This window comes from Rhodococcus rhodnii NBRC 100604, assembly GCF_001894925.1.
Taxonomy (GTDB): domain Bacteria; phylum Actinomycetota; class Actinomycetes; order Mycobacteriales; family Mycobacteriaceae; genus Rhodococcus_F; species Rhodococcus_F rhodnii.
Genome location: NZ_BCXD01000001.1, coordinates 34,273 through 52,574 on the forward strand (window position 1 = coordinate 34,273; position 18,302 = coordinate 52,574).

Below are 18,302 nucleotides of genomic sequence, written 5' to 3' on the forward strand. Positions count from 1 at the left end.
GCCTTCCACTCTGTCACACCGTCACGGCCCGTCGCGCCGACGTGGCACGGCGCTCTCGGGCGGTGCGACGGTCGCGAGGACGGCACCGAGGACGGTGCCCGCGAGGACGGCGACGCCGTGCGCGTCGTCGGCCAGGAAGAAGCCGAGGGTCAACGCCAGGAGTGCGGCGACGGCGAGCGATTCGCGACGCGACGGTTCGGACACGAGGGCGAGTCCTGCCGCCGACGCTGCGAGCGCGAGCGTCGCCCCCGAGCTCCCGGCGCCGACCGACGGGAAGACGAACGCCGTGACGAGACCGAAGACGATCTGACCCGCTGCGAACAGCCCGATCGCGCGGGCCGCTCCCCACACCGCGACCGCGGCGGGCGCGATCAGGGCCAGCGCGACGAGGTTCGCGACCGTCCCGGCGACACCACCGTCCTGCACCACCGCCGACGTGACGATGCGCCACCACTGGCCGTCGCGGAGACGGCCGGGATCGCGTTCGAACCAGCCGAGGACCGCCGGGAAGACGAGCGCGACGAGCGACGGCACGGCGACGACGAGCCAGAGCCCCACCGCCGCAGGCGAGATCGCCGGGCGCGGCGCCCGGGCACGCGCGATCGCGAGCCCCGCGACGACGACACCGACGAACAGGATGGCACCGAGCCAACCGGTGCCGCCCGCCGTCACGAGGTCTCCACGGGGATCAGCCCCGTGGCGAGCTGGCCGACCATGTGACGGACCGCCGGTGCCCCCGGGCGCCAGACGAGGACCAGCAGCGCCTCCGTCTCCGCGTCGACGATGCGCACCGGTTCGAGCTGCCGCGACGGCGACGTGTCGAGCATGCTCTCGCTGACGACGGCGACGCCGAGTCCGCGGGCCGCGAGTTCGACGACGGTATCCGGTGCGCCGGCCTCGAACGCCACCGAACCCGCTGTCCCGACGCGCGCGAACTCACCGTCGAGCACCGCGCGCACGCCGGCTCCCGCCGGCAGCGTCACCAGCGAGCGCTCGGCGAGTTCCGCGAGCGTGATCGCGCCCCCTGCGAGTGGATCCCGCGGGACGACGCCCGCCACCAGTCGTTCACGAAGAACGACGTGCGACTGCAGACCTCTGGCGTCGAAGCCGTCCGGGACTCCTGCCAGCGCGACGTCGAGCTCGCCCCGGCGAACTCGGGCGACGAGTTCGTCGGACGGCGCTTCCACGAGGGACATGCCGACGCCGGGATACAGGTGATGGAAGACGTCCAGCCCCTCGTAGAACCCCGGCAGCTTGCAGGCGGTGACCGTTCCGACCCGCACGTGGCCGCGGACGACGGCGTTGACGTCGTCGACCGCGTCGCGGAGCCGTCCCGCTGCGGCGAGCGCGATCCGGGCGTGCTCGAGCGCGGCCCGACCGGCCTGGGTAGGGACCACGACCCGGCTCGACCTGTCGAGAAGTGTTGCGCCCAGTTCCCGTTCGAGTGCCCGGATCTGCGCGCTCACTCCCGACTGGCTGACGTGGACGCGCTCGGCCGCGCGCGTGAAGTTGGCTTCGTCCGCGACCGCGACCAGGTATTCGAGCTGTCGCAGTTCCATGCCCGCGAGTGTAGTTGCATGACTGGAAGTTCTGATTCTCATCCAAATCAGATGTTGGACTTCTGACGAGTGAGAGGCCGACAGTAGAGACGCCCACCAATGCCGACACGCCAGGAGAAGATCCGATGACCACACACGAACCTGCACGCACACCCGAGGACCTCACCCGGTTGTTCGTCGAACGCAGCAACCGCGGCGACGCAGCCGGCGTGGCCGCACTCTACGAACTCGATGCCGTCATGGCGTACCCACCCGGATCCCGAACGGTGGGCCGCGCAGCGATCGAAGAGCTCTGGGCGTCCGTGCTCGCGCATCGCCCGCACTTCGACCCCGAACCGCCGCTGCCCACGTTGCGGTGCGGCGACCTCGCGCTCACCGCGACACCGCCGCGCGACGGCGCGGGCGCCAGGGCTCAGGTCGTCCGGCGCCAGCCGGACGGCACCTGGCTACGTGTTCTCGATCAGCCCGAGTTCGTTCGTCCCACCTCCGCCGACCGGCCCGACCTCAGTTCGTGAGCCGCGCCGCGGCGGCGGCGATCCGTTCGTCGGTCGCGGTGAGGGCGATGCGGATGTGATCGTCGCCGCGGGGACCGTAGAAGTCGCCCGGCGCAGCGAGGATTCCGCGCTCGGCGAGCCATGCGAGGGTGTCGCGGCCACGTTCGCCGCGCGTCGCCCACAGGTACAGGCCCGCTTCGGAATCGGTGACGGTGAACCCGGCGGACTTCACCGCGGGAAGCAGGACGTCGCGTCGCGCTCGGTAGCGCTCGCGCTGCGCGATCTCGTGCTCGTCGTGGGTGAGCGCCGCCGTCATCGCGGCCTGGATCGGGAACGGAACCATGAGCCCCGCATGCTTGCGCACCTCGAGCAGTTCCGAGACGAGCGCCGGATCGCCCGTCACGAAGCCCGCGCGGTAGCTCGCGAGGTTCGACGTCTTCGACAGCGAGTGGATCGCGAGCAGCCCCGTGTGATCGCCGCCCGAGACGCGGTCGTCGAGGACCGACACCGGCTCGGCGTCCCACGACAGGCCCAGGTAGCACTCGTCGGAGGCGACGATCGCACCCCGCTCGCGCGCCCACTCGACGACCTTGCGCATGTGCTCGACGCCGAGCACCTTGCCGGTCGGGTTCGACGGCGAGTTGACGTACACGAGGCCCGCGTTCTCGGGGCCGAGCCGGTTGAGCCCGTCGGCGCGCTGCACCCGCGCACCCGCGAGCCGCGCCCCGACCTCGTACGTCGGGTATGCGAGTTCGGGGATGACGACGAGGTCGTCGGCGCCGAAGCCGAGCAGGCGCGGCAGCCACGCGATGAGTTCCTTGGTGCCGATCACCGGCAGTACGGCGCCGGGTCGCACCGTCAGCGAGAAGCGGCGGGCGAGCGCCTCGGCGGCGGCCTCACGCAGTTCGACGGTGCCCGCCGTCGTCGGATAACCGGGGACGGCGGCGACCGACGCGAGCGCCTCCTGGATCACCGGGGCAACGGCGTCGACGGGCGTCCCGACCGAGAGGTCCACGATGCCGTCCGGATGCGACCGTGCGCTCGCCTTGACGTCCGCGAGGGAGTCCCACGGAAAGTCGGGCAGCGAAGACGCCACCGGTACGCGTGTCATTACCACTCCTGCCGTGCTGAATTCGTGTGGTGCCCAGCCTATCGGCCCGACGGGGTCATACTCCGGCGCGGTCCCCCGTGCGGTGGCTGCGCGACCACTCGCGGGCCGATCCGGCGGCACGCCGCAGCGCGAGCCGTTCCCCGACGTAGCGTGCGGGAACACCGATCACCGGAATGTTGGAGAGCGTCCCCGTCACCGGTCCGGGCGACGGGCGCCGGTCCAGTTCGCTGCCGATCGCGCGGACGGTGCGCGCCGTCCGCCACAGGGCTGCGACGACGGCGAACGCACGTCGCCTCGGGCGCTCCTGCTCCGGCGCGGGCTCGGGTTCGCGTGACGGATCGAGCCGACGTCCGAGGACGACCTCGGCCAGCAGGTCGATCTGCTGCGACCGGTCGGTGACGCCGTACTCGCGCGCGACGGCGACGACGACGAGGACCTGATTCGCGAACCCCAGAACGTTCTGCAGCGGAAGCCGGTTGAGAAGGATGCCGAACATGCTCGGCGCCGCGACGACGATGGTGTTCAGCGCACCGAGCCGCGTGACCCACCAGCGCGCACGCCGATCGGGATCGGCGTTCTCCCACGCCGCCGTGCCGGGAACGGTGAGCGCGTCCAGCACACCGGCGGCGGCGTCGAGCACCGCCCCGAGTGCTGTGCGATCGGGGTCGGGTCCACTGAACGTCCGTGCCTTGATACCGAGCGGATCGGACGCGACGGCGTCGAGCACCGGCCCGACACCGCCTGCCGCCCTGCCGAGTACGGACGCGACGGTGCGGTCGGGCAGGGTGCTCATGCCGCGGGCTCCGACGCGTACGTGGTGCTGCGACGGCGCGCCGGCCTGCCGATGCCGTGCGCGATCGCCTCGAGTTCGGCGGGCGACTTCTCCGAGCCGTTCTCCGCGCCGGCCATCCGGGAGATGGTCTCCTCCATGAGCGTTCCTCCGAGATCGTTGGCACCGCCCTGCAACATCACCTGGGTGCCGGTCACTCCGAGTTTGACCCAACTCGTCTGGATGCTGGGAATTCGGCCGTGCAGCATGATCCGCGCGAGCGCGTGTGCCGCGCGGTTGTCGCGATTCGTCGGGCCGGGCCGCGACGCTCCCGCGAGATAGAGCGGCGCACTCTGATGCACGAACGGCAGCAGCACGAACTCGGTGAATCCACCTGTGCGGTCCTGGATGTCGCGCAGGATCCGCAGGTGACCGACCCAGTGCTTCGGGTTGTCGACGTGCCCGTACATCATCGTCGACGACGACCGGATGCCCACCTCGTGGGCCGTCGTGACGACGTCGATCCACGTCGCGGTGGGCAGCTTGCCCTTCGTCAGCACCCAGCGCACCTCGTCGTCGAGAATCTCGGCGGCGGTGCCCGGAATGGTGTCGAGCCCGGCGTCCTTGAGCTCGATCAGCCAGTCGCGCACGCTCTGCCCGCCGCGCGAGGCGCCGTTGACGATCTCCATCGGGCTGAACGCGTGCACGTGCATCGACGGCACACGGGCCTTGACGGCCCGCACCAGATCGGCGTACCCGGTGACGGGGAGCTCGGGATCGATGCCGCCCTGCATGCACACCTCGGTCGCCCCGGCGACGTGCGCCTCCCACGCGCGGTCGGCGACCTCGCTCGTCGAGAGCGTGAACGCGTCGGCGTCGCCCTTGCGCTGCGCGAACGCACAGAACCGGCAACCGGTGTAGCAGATGTTGGTGAAGTTGATGTTGCGGTTCACGACGTACGTGACGTCGTCGCCGACGGCGTCCCTGCGCAGCGAGTCCGCAAGCGCGACGACGGCCTCGAGGCCCTGGCCGTCCGCCGTCGCGAGCGCAAGGTACTCGTCGTCCGTGAGGCCGGCCGGGTCCTTCTCGGCCGACCGCAACGCCGCGAGCAGATCGGTGTCGACGCGCACCGGCGCGCTGAGTTCGAGCACCTGCTCGCGCACCGTGTCCCAGTCGCCGAACGCGCTGCCGAGGTCGGAGCGCGTCTCCGTGCGGCGTCCCTCGGTGTCGATCGCCGTCTCGAGGTCGATGCGTCCCGACGACTCCCACGACTCGTCGGGCTCCTGCCACGGCAGCCCCTCGGGCAGCACGTCGGTGCGGGCCAGCCCGGTCTCGTCGTCGGCGAGCGCGTGGACGTGGACGGCGATCCGCGGATCGATCCACGGCGAACCCGCGAGCACGTACTGCGGCTGGGCCGCAGTACGTTCGGTGAGCGCGAATCCGGCGTCGGAGCTGATCTGCGCAAGGATGTCCAGATCGGGCCAGGGCCGTTCGGGATTGACGTGATCGGGCGTCAGCGGCGAGACGCCACCCCAGTCGTCGACACCCGCGGCGAGCAGCGCGCTGCACTCGCCCTGCGACACGAGATTCGGCGGCGACTGCACGCGCACGGACGGCCCCATGAGCAGCCGGGTGACGGCGATCGCGGCGCGGAACTCCTCGAGCTCCGCGTCGGGCGCCCCGCGCATCGCGGTGTCGGGCTTCGCGAGGAAGTTCTGCACGATGACTTCCTGGATGTGCCCGAACGCCTTGTGCGACTTGCGGATCGCCATGATCGACTCCGCGCGCTCGGTGAACGACTCACCGATGCCGACGAGGATCCCCGTCGTGAACGGGATCGAGAGCCGGCCCGCGTCGGTGAGCGTGCGAAGCCGAACGGCGGGATCCTTGTCGGGACTGCCGTGATGGCACTCCCCCTTGTCGGTGAACAGCCGCGTGGCCGTCGTCTCGAGCATCATGCCCATCGACGGCGCGACCGGCTTGAGCCGCGAGAGTTCCTCCCAGGACATGACTCCCGGGTTGAGGTGCGGCAGCAGGCCGGTCTCCTCGAGCACCCGGATCGACATCGCACGGACGTAATCGAGGGTCGAGTCGTAGCCGCGCTCGTCGAGCCACTGCGCCGCCTCGGGCCACCGGTCCTCGGGACGGTCACCCAGCGTGAACAACGCCTCCTTGCAGCCGAGTTCTGCGCCGCGGCGCGCGATCTCCAGCACCTCGTCGGGTTCGAGGTACATGCCCTCGCCGGCGGCGCGGAGTTTGCCCGGCACCGAGACGAACGTGCAGTAGTGGCACCGATCCCGGCACAGCCGGGTCAGCGGGACGAACACCTTCTTCGAGTACGTCACCGTCCCGGAACGCCCGGCCGCGAGCAGGCCTGCGTCGCGGACGCGGGCCGCCGTCGAACACAGATCGTCCAGATCGTCGCCGCGCGCCTGCAACAGCAGCGCCGCTTCGGAGGCGTTGAGCGTCGCGCCGTCCCGCGCACGACGCAGCACCCGCCGCATCCCCGACGCCGTGGGCACCGGATCGGGTTGCGACGGCACGGACGGCGTCTCGCCGCGTCCGGGCATCGCGGGCGTCGGCAGTGCAGTGGGGTCGCCGGGGTGCTCGCCTGATTCGGTCACCGCTCGATCATGCGTCACACGCCCGAGCGGCCGCCACCCGGACGCGCGCTCGGCACGGCCGCCGCGCTCACTCGCGGGGATAGTCGTCGTCTCCCGGAACGTCCCGATTCTGTTCGAGGACGTCGGCCACGTTCGCCTCGGCCCCGGTCACATCGACATCGGCGGTCGCGCCGGCCACTGCGTCGGGGTCCGCACCCTCCTCGATCTCCTCGATCTCGGTCGCCTGCTCGAGAGCGTCGTCCTCGGGAACCTCGGGCGAGACGGGTCCGTCGGACAGGTCTGCGTCGTCGTACGACATCGTGGACTCCTTCCGGTTGCGGGCCTCGTCCTCACGATAGCGTTGTCGGAGCCGCCCGCGAGCGAGTCGAGCGCCTCCCGGCCTCCGCAACCCGACCTTCGCGACACAGAGAGCGAGACCATGACCCTTCCCTCGGTGAGGATGGCCGATCCACGCGAGCGGCCCAGTCCGCGAGCGCGCCTGCTGTGGTCACTCGCCGCAGCCCTGCTGTGGGTTCCGCTGCTCGTCGCCGCGATCGTGCTGTTCGTGTTCTCACCCTGGCCGACGTGGCTGCACGTCCTGCTCGTCGCCGTCGCGGCGGTCGGCTGCGCCGTCGACGTCGGTGTCGTCCCGCAGTGGCGATACCGCGTGCACCGGTGGGAGATCAGCGACACCGCCGTCTACACGCTGACCGGCTGGTTCGACCAGGAACGCCGGATCGCCCCCATCTCGCGGATCCAGACCGTCGACACCGAACGCGGCCCGCTCGAACGGCTGCTGGGGCTCGCGACGGTCACCGTGACGACGGCGTCGTCCGCGGGCGCCGTCCGCATCCCCGCCCTCGACCTCGCCGTGGCGGACGCCGTCACCGCACGCCTCACGGAGATCACGGCCGCCGCGCGCGAGGACGCGACGTGACCGGCGAGGACGAACTGCACCTCCCCGCCGAGTCGGAGTCCGCGCAGGCCCACGCCGCCGAGAGCGACCAGCCGTGGCTGCGGCTCGACCGCCGCATGCTGCTCGTCCATCCGCTCTCCGAACTGCTGCGGCTGCTTCCCGTCCTGGTGCTCTCGGTCGTCGTGGGCTCGCAGAGCGGCAACCACCTGTGGGGGCTCGTCGCCGTCGTCGTGCTCGTCGGCATCGGCATCGCGCGGTACTTCACGACGACCTACCGCATCGGCCCGGTCCACGTTCAGCTACGGCGCGGGGTGTTCAGCAAGCGCGAACTGTCGATACCCCGCAACCGGATCCGCTCCGTCGACGTCCGCGCGACGGTGCTGCACCGGCTGCTCGGCCTGTCGGTACTGACGATCGGCACCGGGCGCCGCGCCGACGACACCGACGACAACGCGACCTTCGAGCTCAACGCGCTCGCGAACGATCTCGTCGCGCCGCTGCGGTCCGCCCTGCTCGCCCGCGAGCCCGCTCCGCGCGCCGACGGGGATGCACCGCCCGCGGCGGACGGCGAAGCGCCCGTCGCGGCGCCGCCCCAGGGCGTCGAGATCGGCCACTGGCGGCCGTCGTGGGTGCGGTTCGCGCCGTTCTCCGTCGCGGGCATCGTGACGGTCGCTGCGATCGTCGGTCTCGTCTTCCAGTACGGCGTCGGCGAGCAGCTCGTGCGCTTGTCGGACCTCGGCGATCGCGCCGCGACGCTCGCACGAGCGGGAATCGCGATCTCCGTCGTACTCGCCGTCGTGGCGCTGCTCGTCGTGTCGAGCGTCCTCGCATGCGTGCTGTACCTCGTCCGATTCGGCAACCTCCGCGTCGTCGACGACGGCCGCACCATCGAGGTGTCGCACGGGCTCCTCGAGACGCGGCAGACGACGCTCGACCGGCGCCGGCTGCGGGGTGCGACGTTGCAGCTGCCGCTGCTGCTGCGTGCCGTCGGGGGCGCAGCGCTCTCGGCGATCATGACCGGCGTCAGCGCCGAGAAGCGGCAGTCGTCGATGCTGCTGCCGCAGAGCCCGCGCCGCGAGGCGCAGCGCGTCATGGTCGACGTCATCGGCGACGACCGGCAGGTCGCAGCCGTCCTGACGCCGCACGGCCCGCGCGCGGCGCGGCGACGCTTCACGCGCGCCCTCGCTCCCGGGCTGCTCGTCCTCGTCGGCGGCGCCGGATGGGGACTGTTCGTCTCGGCTCCGCCGTGGTGGGTGTGGACGGTGGCCGCGGTCCTCGTCGTCGGCGGTGCGCTGCTCGCGTGGGACCGCTATCGCGGACTCGGGCACGCCGTGCTCCCCGGCTGGCTCGTGACCCAGCACGGCTCGCTCGATCGGCGCCGCCACAGCCTCGAGGCGGCGGGGATCATCGGCTGGACGGTGCGCCAGACGTTCTTCCAGCGGCGTCTCGGGCTCGCGACGATCGTCGCCGCGACCCCGGCCGGAACCGGCCACTACGAGGTGATCGACATCCCCGTGGCCGACGCGTGGGCGCTCGTCGACGCCGTCACCCCCGGCGCCGGCGACGTGTGGGCGACGCGGCCGTGACCGGGCCGCGGGATGCGCTGAGTGCGCTCGACGCCGAGCTGATCGAGTGCCGTGCGTGCCCGCGTCTCGTCGCGTGGCGCGAGGAGGTCGGCCGGGTCAAACGTGCGGCGTTCCGCGACGAGACCTACTGGGCGAGGCCCGTCCCCGGATTCGGGCCGCACGACGCGCGGCTCGCCGTCGTCGGGCTCGCTCCCGCGGCGCACGGCGCGAACCGGACGGGCCGGATGTTCACCGGAGACCGCAGCGGCGACGTCCTCTACGCGTCGATGTACCGCGTCGGGCTCGCGAATCAGCCCACCGCCACGAGCCTCGACGACGGGCTCGCACTGCTCGGGACACGGGTGACGTCCCCCGTGCACTGCGCGCCGCCCGACAACAAGCCGACGCCCGCCGAACGCGACACGTGCCGGCACTGGCTCGCGTCCGAACTCGACCTGCTCGCGCCGACGCTGCGCGCCGTCGTCGTCCTCGGCGGGTTCGGGTGGCAGGCGCTGATGCCGGTCCTCACCGCGGCGGGCTGGATCGTGCCGCGCCCGCGTCCGCGGTTCGGGCACGGCGTCGAGGTCGTCCTGCAACCGGACGAGCGGGAACCGGACGCGGGACCGAGAGCGCCGCTTCACGTGTTCGGCTGCTACCACGTGAGCCAGCAGAACACCTTCACCGGACGCCTCACTCCCGACATGCTCGACGACGTCCTGAGGCGCGCCGCGCTCGTGAGTGACCTTCCGGCGTAGGGACCGAACAGTCGCTCACGAGCGCGGCAGCGCCACCTTCGCCAGCGCCGACAGCCGGGCCCGCTCGGGCTGAACCGTCGGGATGTCGAGGTGCGTCAGCGGTCCCGCCGTCACGGGCCCGACACACGCCGCGACGACGTCGGTGCGGAGCGCGTCGAGCATCGCATCGAGCAGACCGGCGTCCTGCGCCGTCTGCAGCAGGGACGCGGGCGCGGGCGCACTCGTGAACGTCACGGCGGACACCTGCCGGTCCACGATCGCCCGGACGAGTGCGCGCATCGGCCCCTGATCGGCGGGTGGCACCCACCGGTACACCTGGATCGGCGTCACGTCCGCGCCGCGCTCCGCGAGCGCCGCGGGAAGATCGAGCGTCGGCTCCCACCGCGTCATCGACCCGTGGACCTGGACGGCGATCCGCAACCCCACGAGGCCGCTGCTCGCGAGACCGCTGCCCTCGAGACCTTCCAGCACGCCTTCCGACGACTCGGATGCGGGTGACCACTCCTCGCGCAACCCGGCGCCGCGGACCGCCCCGGTCGCCTTGGGGCCACGGGTGACGATGCGCGTGCGCGCGAGCGCGGCGAGGAACTCGTCGTCCGTCCCCCACCCGCGCGCGGCGTCGAGCCACCCGCGGAATCCGACCCCCGTGCTGACGACGACGAGATCCGGTGGGTCGGCCACCAGCGCCGCCGTCCGAGCCCGCAGATCGGCGTCGTCCGCCAGCGGCAGGATGTGCAGCGCCGGCACCTGCCATACCCGCGCCCCGCGCCGCTCCAGCAGTGTCGTCAGCTCGTCGGCGCGGCGCTCGGCGGTCACGGCGACACACGGTCGCGTGTCGGCCGGGTCCGTGTCGGCGAAATGGAGGGCAGGCGCGTCGGTCACCACACCAGTGTGACCGACGCGCCACCCGAACCTGGCATACCGCCCGTCACGCCTTGCGCTGTGCGCTCTCGCGCGCCGGATTCTGCTGAGCGTCGGCCTTGGGGTCCTTCACCCCCGCGCTCTGCTTCTCGCGGACGCCCGACTCGATGCGATCGCCGATGTCTCCGTCGATGTTGTGCCAGTACTCGAAGGCACGCACGAGCACCGGTTCGGTCACGCCGTTGAGCAGATGACCGACGACGTTGTCCACGAGGCGCTCACGTGCGTCGTCGTCGAGCACCTCGCGCACGAGCGTGCCCGCCTGGACCCAGTCGTCGTCCTCGGCGTGCGGGACGTACGGCGAACGCACCATGTCGCCGCCCGTCGCCGACCAGTGCGCCGGGGCCCCGACCTGCGACGGATCCGCGTGCGGCCCGCCCTTCGAGTTCGGCACGTACACCGGGTCGCCCGGATTGTGGTGCCGCATGTGGCCGTCCTTCGTGTACGACCTCACGGGGACGTGCGGGCGGTTGACCGGGAGCTCCGCGTAGTTCGAGCCGATCCGGTAGCGGTGGGCGTCGGCGTACGAGAACAGCCGGCCGATGAGCATGCGATCCGGGCTCGCGCCGATGCCCGGCACGAGATTGCTCGGCTCGAACGCGGCCTGTTCGATCTCGCAGTGGTAGTCGTCCGGATTGCGGTCGAGTGTCATCGTGCCGACCTCGATGAGCGGGTAGTCCTTCTTCGACCACACCTTCGTCAGATCGAACGGGTTGAAGCGGTAGTCGTCCGCCTCCGCGAACGGCATGATCTGGACGTGGAGCGTCCACGACGGGAACTCCCCGGCGTCGATGTGCTCCCACAGGTCACGCGTGTGATAGTCGGTGTCCATCGCGGCCATCTGGTCGCCTTCGTGCTGCGTGAAGAACTGGTGTCCCTGGTTCGTCCGGAAGTGGTACTTCACCCAGAACTTCTCGCCCGATTCGTTGACCCACATGTACGTGTGGCTGGTGTAGCCGTTCATGTGGCGCCACGTGCGCGGAATCCCGCGGTCACCCATCAGCCAGGTCACCTGATGTGCCGATTCCGGGGAGAGCGTCCAGAAGTCCCACTGCATGTCGTGATCACGCAGGTTGTTGTCGGCGCGGCGCTTCTGCGAGCGGATGAAGTCCTGGAACTTCATCGGGTCACGGACGAAGAAGACCGGCGTGTTGTTGCCGACCATGTCGTAGTTGCCCTGCTCGGTGTAGAACTTGATCGCGAAGCCGCGCGGATCGCGCCACGTGTCCGGGCTCCCGCGCTCGCCTGCGACGGTCGAGAACCTGATGAGCAGTTCCGTGTTCTTGCCCGGCTGGAACAGGTCGGCCTTCGTGTAGCGGCTGACGTCCTGCGTGACCTCGAAGTGCCCGTAGGCGCCGCCCCCTTTCGCGTGCGGCTGGCGCTCGACGACACGTTCGCGATTGAACTGAGCCATCTTCTCGATCAGATAGAAGTCCTGAAGGAGAATCGGCCCCTCCGCGCCGATGGTCAGCGAGTACTCGTCCGATTCGACCGGCACTCCGGCGTCGTCGGTGGTGAAGTTCGATTCCGTCATCTACTGCTCCTCAACTGCGATCCCGGGCAGACACCGGTGACCTACCCCGGACGTCCGCTCGCGAAACAGCGACGGGCGCCGACGGAGTCAGTGCGCGGCCGCAGCGTCCGTCCCGGCGCGTGCCTCGGCCCGCCGCAGCGCGACGGACGCGAGGTAGCCCGCTGCGGGGCCGAGTCCCAGCACGAAGAGCAGCAGCGTGCGGACGTCGGCGGTGAGCAGGACGTCGCCGCCGGGCCCGCCGGCCATGCAGAGTACGAAGCCGGCCAGCCACGCCGCGAGGGGCGCGAAGGCGACACCGATGCGGTCGGTGAACTGCCGCACGCCCATCACGAGCAGGACGTTGACGACGGCGGCGGCGACGACCGACACGGGTGCCGCGACGCCGCCGAGATACGTCGGAAGGAACAGCACGGCGAACACCGCGCACAGGAAACCGTCCACGACGAGCACGGTGATCCCGAGGAGTTCGACGACACGGCGCGGTATCGCCCGTACGCCGTCCGCCGCCGTTCGCCCGGTGTCGGTCATGGCTCGATCCTCGTGCACGCGTCAATCCTGGTGCACGGGGGCGTCCGCCGCGCGGGCGGGTGGGTCCGCGCGGCGGACGTCCGCGCACTCAGCGAGGTGAGTAGCCCATCATCGTGAGCATGTCGCTCGCGAACGTCGCGAAGGAGTGAAGGCCGTCCTGATACAGCTCGGCCTGCTGCGGGAAGCTCGGCCGAAGCATGTCCACGAACGCGACGATCGCGTTCTGGAGTTCCCAGTTGTACATGGTGCTCCCATCCCCGACCCGTGACTCACGAGTGATGGAGGTCACACTAGCTGGCTCACCGCGATTCGGCGAGCCCCCCGAACAGGTCGGTTTCCCGGCCGCTCTCGTCGCGCGGGCCCGCCTCGCCCTTCGCCAGCACGAAGTGCTCGACCCGCGGGATCGGTTGCACGATCGCGTTCGAGAGCGCGAACTCGGCGCCGCTCGGTGCGACGGTGACCTGCGTCGCGTGCGCAGCGAACGCGGCACGCTTCGCGTCGATCACGTCGCTCACGTCGATCTCGGCGGTGACCTCGTCGTCGGGAACACACGGAAGCTCGCCGGGCTCCGGCATCCGCCAGCCGTCCGGCACGTCGGCGATCCGTTCCAGGCCGCACTCGACCTCGCTCGCGGCCGCGACGGTCCAGTACAGCTTCGGCACGTCCCACGGCTCGCCCGCCTCGGGGTAGCGGCCCGAGTCGGCGGCAGCAGCGACCGCCAGTGCCGTGACCTCGTGCGCGCGGACGTGGTCGGGATGCCCGTAGCCACCGTCGGCCGCATAGGTGACGACGACGTGCGGCCGCAGCTCACGAATCACCGCGACGGCCGCGGCGACGGCGTCGTCACCCGACCGCGCGAACGCACGCGGATGCGCGGCGGACGGCGTCCCGGCCATACCCGAATCACGGAAGTGCCCCGCACCCAGCAGGAATCGCGGGCCGTCCACACCGAGGGCAGCGAGCGCCGCCGTCAGTTCGCCGATGCGGTACCCGCCCAGCTGATCGGCGTGATCGGCCGCGAGCTGCGCCCAGCGCTCACCGATGACCTCGCCCTCCTCGCCGAGCGTGCACGTGAGGACGGTGACCTCGGCGCCCGCGCGCACGGCACGCGCGATCGTGCCACCGGTCGTGAGCGATTCGTCGTCCGGATGTGCGTGGACGAGGAGCATGCGGTGTCGGGTCACGTCGAGTCTCCTGTCGGACGTCCGGGTGTCAGTCGGCGCGGTTCCACACGTGCGCGTCGGCGAACAGCGTCGACGGCAGCGGCCCGGTGAGCGCGACGTCGCCCGCCGACGGCCCCGCCGCGGTGAGCGCGCCGTCCTGGACGACGGGCAGCACCGTCGCGAGTCCCCACAGCCGCGTGTCGACGTCGCGCAGCGTCGCCGTGACATCGCCCTCGCCGCGCAGTGCCGCGTCGATCGCGGGCGCGACCGTCGGATCGCACAGCCCGGTGAGGTTCGACGGCGCCTCGAGCGCCGAGCGCATCGGGTCGTTCTCGTCCGTGTCGGCGTCGCCGGCCGGCGGTGTCGGCGGTGTCGGCGCCTCCGCGGGGTCGGGCAGGCACGAGAACCGCGACGCGACGGCCGTCGCCGGATCCACGCCGGCGCGATTCCAGCCGATGACGGCGCCGATCTCCCCGGAGGTCAGCGCCTCGCCGTACAACTCCTCGGCCTCGAGCTCGACGACGGACGCCTCGACGCCCGCGCCGCGCAGCTGATCCGACGCCGTGGCGGCGACGGCACGCGCGACGTCGTCACCTTCGGGCACGCCGATCGTGAGGGCCAGCGAGTCCCCCGTGCGCTGCAACGGATCGTCGACGGGCAGCGGGCTCGGCGTCGCGGCAGGAGTGCTGGTCGTCGTGGTCTCCGGCACGGGCTCGGGCTCGGTGGGAGTGCGCGTCCACCCGGCCTCGGCGAGCGTCGCGAGCGCGGCGTCACGGCCCAGCGGCGGCGGCGCCGTCGGCGCGTACTCCGGATCGGACGGTGCGTACACGAGCGAACGGACGACCGCCGGATCGCTCCGGTCCGCCACGCGGGCGAGCAGATCGACGTCGAGCAGACCCAGCAGCGCGCGCCGCACACGGACGTCGACGAGTTCGGGCACCCGCCCGTTGAGCATGACCTCGAGCATCCGCGGTTGCGCGACACCCGCCGTCCGCACGTTCGGGATGACCCGGAGCTGCTGCGCCGTCACCTCGTCGCCACGCACGAGCGCGAGCTGCGTGTCGTTCGTCCGCATCGAGTCGGCGAGCTGCGCGGACGTCCCCGCACGCCGCATGACGACGCTGTCGGCCGCAGCAGGCGTCCCCCAGTAGCGGTCGTTGCGTTCGAGCACGATCTCGTCGCGGCCGCGGTCGAACGACTCGATGCCGAAGTACGACGCCGACACCGGAATTCCGTCGGCGAGCCCGGACTCGAAGCCGCCGGGCGAATCCTTGAGCAGGTGCGAGGGCAGCAGATCGGTGAACAGCTGCTGCCACGCGGGGTACGGATCGCGCAGCTCGACGGTGACGGTCTTGCCGCCACCCGACGACCGGACGTCCTCGATCAGCCGGTACCCGGCGGGATCGACGACGCCGGGCCTGCTGATCATCTGCTGCCACAGGTAGCGGAAGTCCTCGGCCGCGACCGGCGCGCCGTCGGACCACTGCGCATCGCCTCGCAGGACGTACGTGATGGTGAACGGGTCGGTCGAGGTCACCTGGGCCGACACGAGCAGCGCCGGATCGGGGAGCCAGTCGACGAGCTCGGGCCGATCGCCGTTCGATGCGGCCCGGAACGGGCTGGGCAGCACGAGCGACGCGACCGCCGCGTTCGCGGGCGACTGGTCCGCGAGCAGATGCGGGTTGAAGCCGTTACCGACGTCGTCGATGCCGACGACGAACGGCCTCGAGTCCGCGGGTGTCGCCGGTGCGGTCGTCGTCTCCGTCTCGGTGGACTCGACGGGCGGCGGCGGCGCCGCGGTGCACGCGGCGACCCCCAGCGCGAGGACGGCCGTCGCGGCCACACCGACGCGCCGCCGCATTCCGGCGGCGACGCGGCGCGGCACCGACACGGCGACTCGCCCGCGCACCGCTAGAGCGCAGCCTTGTCGCGCTGCTTGGCGCGCGACCGCTCGCGAGCCCGCTCGGTCGAGTTCAGGTGCACCTTGCGCACGCGGATCGCCTCCGGCGTGACCTCGACACACTCGTCGCCGGCACAGAACTCCATCGCGGCCTCGAGGCCCAGCTCGATCGGCTTCGCGAGCGTCTCCATGACGTCGGCCGTCGAGGAGCGCATGTTGGTGAGCTTCTTCTCGCGCGTGACGTTGATGTCGAGGTCCTCGGCACGCGGGTTGATGCCCACGACATGACCCTCGTACGTCTCGGCGCCGGGCTCGACGAAGAACGTGCCGCGGTCGGCGAGCTGGATCATCGCGAACGGCGTCACGGAGCCGGCGCGGTCGGACACGAGCGAGCCGGTGTGGCGGGCGCGGATCTCGCCGGCCCACGGCGCGTAGCCGTGGAAGACGGCGTTGGCGATGCCGGTGCCGCGGGTCTCGGTGAGGAAGTCGGTGCGGAAGCCGATCAGGCCACGCGACGGGACGATGAACTCCATGCGCACCCAGCCGGCGGCGTGGTTGTTCATCTGCACCATCTTGCCCTTGCGGGCGGCCAGCAGCTGTGTGATCGCGCCGAGGTGCTCCTCGGGGCTGTCGATCGTGAGCTCCTCGAAGGGCTCGTGCACCTTGCCGTCGACCTGTCGCGTGACGACCTGCGGCTTGCCGACGGTGAGCTCGAAGCCCTCGCGCCGCATCTGCTCGACGAGGATCGCGAGCGCGAGCTCGCCACGACCCTGCACCTCCCACGCGTCGGGGCGTCCGATGTCGACGACCCGCAGCGAGACGTTGCCGACGAGTTCGGAGTCGAGGCGCGTCTTGACCATGCGGGCGGTGAGCTTGTGGCCCTTGACGCGGCCGACGAGCGGCGACGTGTTGGTGCCGATCGTGATCGAGATGGCGGGCTCGTCGACCGTGATCTGCGGGAGCGCGACCGGGTTCTCGGCGTCGGCGAGCGTGTCGCCGATCATGATCTCGGGGATACCCGCGACGGCGACGATGTCGCCCGCGACGGCCGACTCGGCCGGGTGGCGCTCGACGCCCTCGGTCGCGAGCAGCTCGGTGATCTTGACGTTCTTGACGCCGTCCTCGTGCATCCACGCGACGGTCTGGCCCTTGCGGAGCTCGCCGTTGTGGATGCGGACGAGCGCGAGGCGGCCGAGGAAGTCGGACGCGTCGAGGTTCGTGACGTGTGCCTGCAGCGGCGCGGCCACGTCGCCCTTCGGCGCCGGGATGTGCTCCATGAGCACGTCGAAGAGCGCGTCGAGGTTCTCGGCGGAGGGTGCCTGGCCGTCCTCGGGCTGCTCGGTCGACGCCTTGCCCTCACGGCCCGACGCGTAGAGCACGGGCAGGTCGAGCATCGCCTCGGCGGCCTCGGCTGCGGCGTCGTCGAGGTCGGACGCGAGGTCCAGGAGCAGATCCTGGCTCTCGCTCACGACCTCGTCGATACGCGCGTCGGGACGGTCGGTCTTGTTGACGACGATGATGACGGGCAGCGACGCGGCGAGGGCCTTACGCAACACGAAGCGGGTCTGCGGGAGCGGGCCCTCGGACGCGTCGACGAGCAGCACGACGCCGTCGACCATCGACAGGCCGCGCTCGACCTCGCCACCGAAATCGGCGTGGCCGGGGGTGTCGATGACGTTGATGACGGTGACCGAGCCGTCCGCGTTGTGCCGGTGCACCGCGGTGTTCTTCGCGAGGATCGTGATGCCCTTCTCGCGCTCGAGGTCACCCGAGTCCATGACGCGGTCGACCAACTCGGCGCGTTCCGCGAACGCCCCCGACTGACGCAGCATCGCATCGACGAGGGTGGTCTTTCCGTGGTCGACGTGCGCGACGATGGCGACGTTGCGGAAACTGGGGTTGGACACGCGGAGGCTCTCCTGAACTGACGGGTGCCTCGCACCGGACCGGCGCCGGAAGACGGGCGGTCACGCGCGAGGCGTACGGGCGGCCGATCCATCGGGCGTCCCGACGAGCGCGGGAATCGCATACACGGCCTACAGCATCCTACCGGTGAGCACGGCGGTCAGGTCGGGCAGCCATGCCCGGTCGGCCGGGACGAGGTCGGCGGCGGCCAGTTCGTCGGCGCCGACCCACCGCACCGCGGCGTGGTCGAGAGCGTTCACGGTGCCGCCGCGCAGCGTGGCGCGGTACGCGCGGAGTACGAGCCCGGAGCCGAGCGGAACGTCCACGCCGATGCGCTCCCCGACGTCGGCGACGACACCCAGCTCCTCGTGGAGTTCGCGACGAAGTGCCTGCTCGGGGGTCTCCCCCGGCTCGACCTTGCCGCCCGGGAGTTCCCACAGTCCCGCGAGCTCGGGCGGCCGGGTGCGTTGCGCGAGCAGCAACCGCGAGCGGTGCACCAGTGCACCCGCGACGACCTCGCGCAGCGCGGCGGGTTCGGCGGATTCGATTGCCGGTCGGTCGCTCACCGTTCCATCATGG

18 protein-coding genes are annotated in these 18,302 nt (G+C 71.3%); 4 read left to right on the forward strand and 14 right to left on the reverse strand.

Annotated elements, in window-relative coordinates; all coding sequences use genetic code 11:
• Nucleotides 1-21: 21 nt before the first annotated feature.
• Together RR1_RS00175 and RR1_RS00180 are read right to left on the reverse strand one after the other, a co-directional pair.
• Nucleotides 22-672, reverse strand: a complete 651-nt coding sequence (locus tag RR1_RS00175) for a rhomboid family intramembrane serine protease (protein ID WP_010838541.1) — start codon at nt 670-672, stop codon at nt 22-24.
• Entirely contained in the window at nt 669-1,559 is an 891-nt protein-coding gene (locus RR1_RS00180; protein ID WP_010838542.1) for a LysR family transcriptional regulator, read from the reverse strand. Before RR1_RS00180 ends, RR1_RS00175 begins: the two co-directional genes overlap by 4 nt.
• Nucleotides 1,560-1,684: 125 nt before the next feature.
• Here RR1_RS00180 and RR1_RS00185 point away from each other — a divergent pair, with 125 nt between their 5' ends.
• Nucleotides 1,685-2,074: a YybH family protein gene (locus tag RR1_RS00185; RefSeq protein WP_010838543.1), complete on the forward strand. Its 390-nt coding sequence runs from the start codon at nt 1,685-1,687 to the stop codon at nt 2,072-2,074.
• Here RR1_RS00185 and dapC read toward each other — a convergent pair.
• The 4 genes from dapC to RR1_RS00205 all read right to left on the reverse strand — a co-directional run bounded on the left by dapC (nt 2,064) and on the right by RR1_RS00205 (nt 6,855).
• Entirely contained in the window at nt 2,064-3,164 is a 1,101-nt protein-coding gene (gene dapC / locus RR1_RS00190; protein ID WP_010838544.1) for a succinyldiaminopimelate transaminase, read from the reverse strand. The genes RR1_RS00185 and dapC overlap by 11 nt on opposite strands.
• Before the next feature lie 55 nt (nt 3,165-3,219).
• The gene (locus RR1_RS00195) at nt 3,220-3,957 is read right to left on the reverse strand and encodes a hypothetical protein (RefSeq protein ID WP_010838545.1); all 738 of its coding nucleotides are present in this window, start codon (nt 3,955-3,957) and stop codon (nt 3,220-3,222) included.
• On the reverse strand, nt 3,954-6,503 hold the full coding sequence (locus tag RR1_RS00200) for a bifunctional FO biosynthesis protein CofGH (protein WP_143153656.1): 2,550 nt from the start codon (nt 6,501-6,503) through the stop codon (nt 3,954-3,956). Before RR1_RS00200 ends, RR1_RS00195 begins: the two co-directional genes overlap by 4 nt.
• A gap of 121 nt (nt 6,504-6,624) precedes the next feature.
• Complete coding sequence (locus RR1_RS00205) at nt 6,625-6,855, reverse strand: Rv3202a family protein (RefSeq protein WP_010838547.1); 231 nt, start codon at nt 6,853-6,855, stop codon at nt 6,625-6,627.
• A gap of 141 nt (nt 6,856-6,996) precedes the next feature.
• Between RR1_RS00205 and RR1_RS00210 the strand changes: the two genes are divergently transcribed.
• From RR1_RS00210 to RR1_RS00220, 3 genes are read left to right on the forward strand one after another with little or no spacing between them, the layout of a single operon-like run.
• Nucleotides 6,997-7,473, forward strand: a complete 477-nt coding sequence (locus tag RR1_RS00210) for a PH domain-containing protein (RefSeq protein WP_010838548.1) — start codon at nt 6,997-6,999, stop codon at nt 7,471-7,473.
• Nucleotides 7,470-9,038: a PH domain-containing protein gene (locus tag RR1_RS22700; protein WP_010838549.1), complete on the forward strand. Its 1,569-nt coding sequence runs from the start codon at nt 7,470-7,472 to the stop codon at nt 9,036-9,038. Before RR1_RS00210 ends, RR1_RS22700 begins: the two co-directional genes overlap by 4 nt.
• Nucleotides 9,035-9,772, forward strand: a complete 738-nt coding sequence (locus RR1_RS00220; protein ID WP_040773592.1) for a uracil-DNA glycosylase — start codon at nt 9,035-9,037, stop codon at nt 9,770-9,772. Before RR1_RS22700 ends, RR1_RS00220 begins: the two co-directional genes overlap by 4 nt.
• A gap of 15 nt (nt 9,773-9,787) precedes the next feature.
• Here the strand turns inward: RR1_RS00220 and RR1_RS00225 are convergent, their stop codons facing one another.
• The 8 genes from RR1_RS00225 to RR1_RS00255 all read right to left on the reverse strand — a co-directional run bounded on the left by RR1_RS00225 (nt 9,788) and on the right by RR1_RS00255 (nt 18,289).
• Nucleotides 9,788-10,654 (reverse strand): uroporphyrinogen-III synthase, encoded by an 867-nt coding sequence (locus RR1_RS00225; RefSeq protein ID WP_051111193.1) that lies wholly within the window; start codon nt 10,652-10,654, stop codon nt 9,788-9,790.
• A gap of 46 nt (nt 10,655-10,700) precedes the next feature.
• Nucleotides 10,701-12,227: a catalase gene (locus RR1_RS00230; RefSeq protein WP_010838552.1), complete on the reverse strand. Its 1,527-nt coding sequence runs from the start codon at nt 12,225-12,227 to the stop codon at nt 10,701-10,703.
• An 87-nt stretch (nt 12,228-12,314) separates the two neighbouring features.
• A complete protein-coding gene (locus RR1_RS00235; RefSeq protein ID WP_010838553.1) occupies nt 12,315-12,755 on the reverse strand; it encodes a hypothetical protein in 441 nt (146 codons plus the stop codon).
• 88 nt (nt 12,756-12,843) lie between these two features.
• Entirely contained in the window at nt 12,844-12,999 is a 156-nt protein-coding gene (locus RR1_RS22210; protein ID WP_010838555.1) for a hypothetical protein, read from the reverse strand.
• Between the two features lie 55 nt (nt 13,000-13,054).
• A complete protein-coding gene (gene mshB / locus RR1_RS00240; RefSeq protein ID WP_010838556.1) occupies nt 13,055-13,924 on the reverse strand; it encodes an N-acetyl-1-D-myo-inositol-2-amino-2-deoxy-alpha-D-glucopyranoside deacetylase in 870 nt (289 codons plus the stop codon).
• 43 nt (nt 13,925-13,967) lie between these two features.
• The gene (locus RR1_RS00245) at nt 13,968-15,779 is read right to left on the reverse strand and encodes an ABC transporter family substrate-binding protein (protein WP_040773597.1); all 1,812 of its coding nucleotides are present in this window, start codon (nt 15,777-15,779) and stop codon (nt 13,968-13,970) included.
• Nucleotides 15,780-15,829: 50 nt separating this feature from the next.
• Nucleotides 15,830-17,725 (reverse strand): translational GTPase TypA, encoded by a 1,896-nt coding sequence (gene typA / locus RR1_RS00250; RefSeq protein WP_010838558.1) that lies wholly within the window; start codon nt 17,723-17,725, stop codon nt 15,830-15,832.
• Between the two features lie 129 nt (nt 17,726-17,854).
• On the reverse strand, nt 17,855-18,289 hold the full coding sequence (locus RR1_RS00255) for a (deoxy)nucleoside triphosphate pyrophosphohydrolase (RefSeq protein WP_143153640.1): 435 nt from the start codon (nt 18,287-18,289) through the stop codon (nt 17,855-17,857).
• Nucleotides 18,290-18,302: the final 13 nt, after the last annotated feature.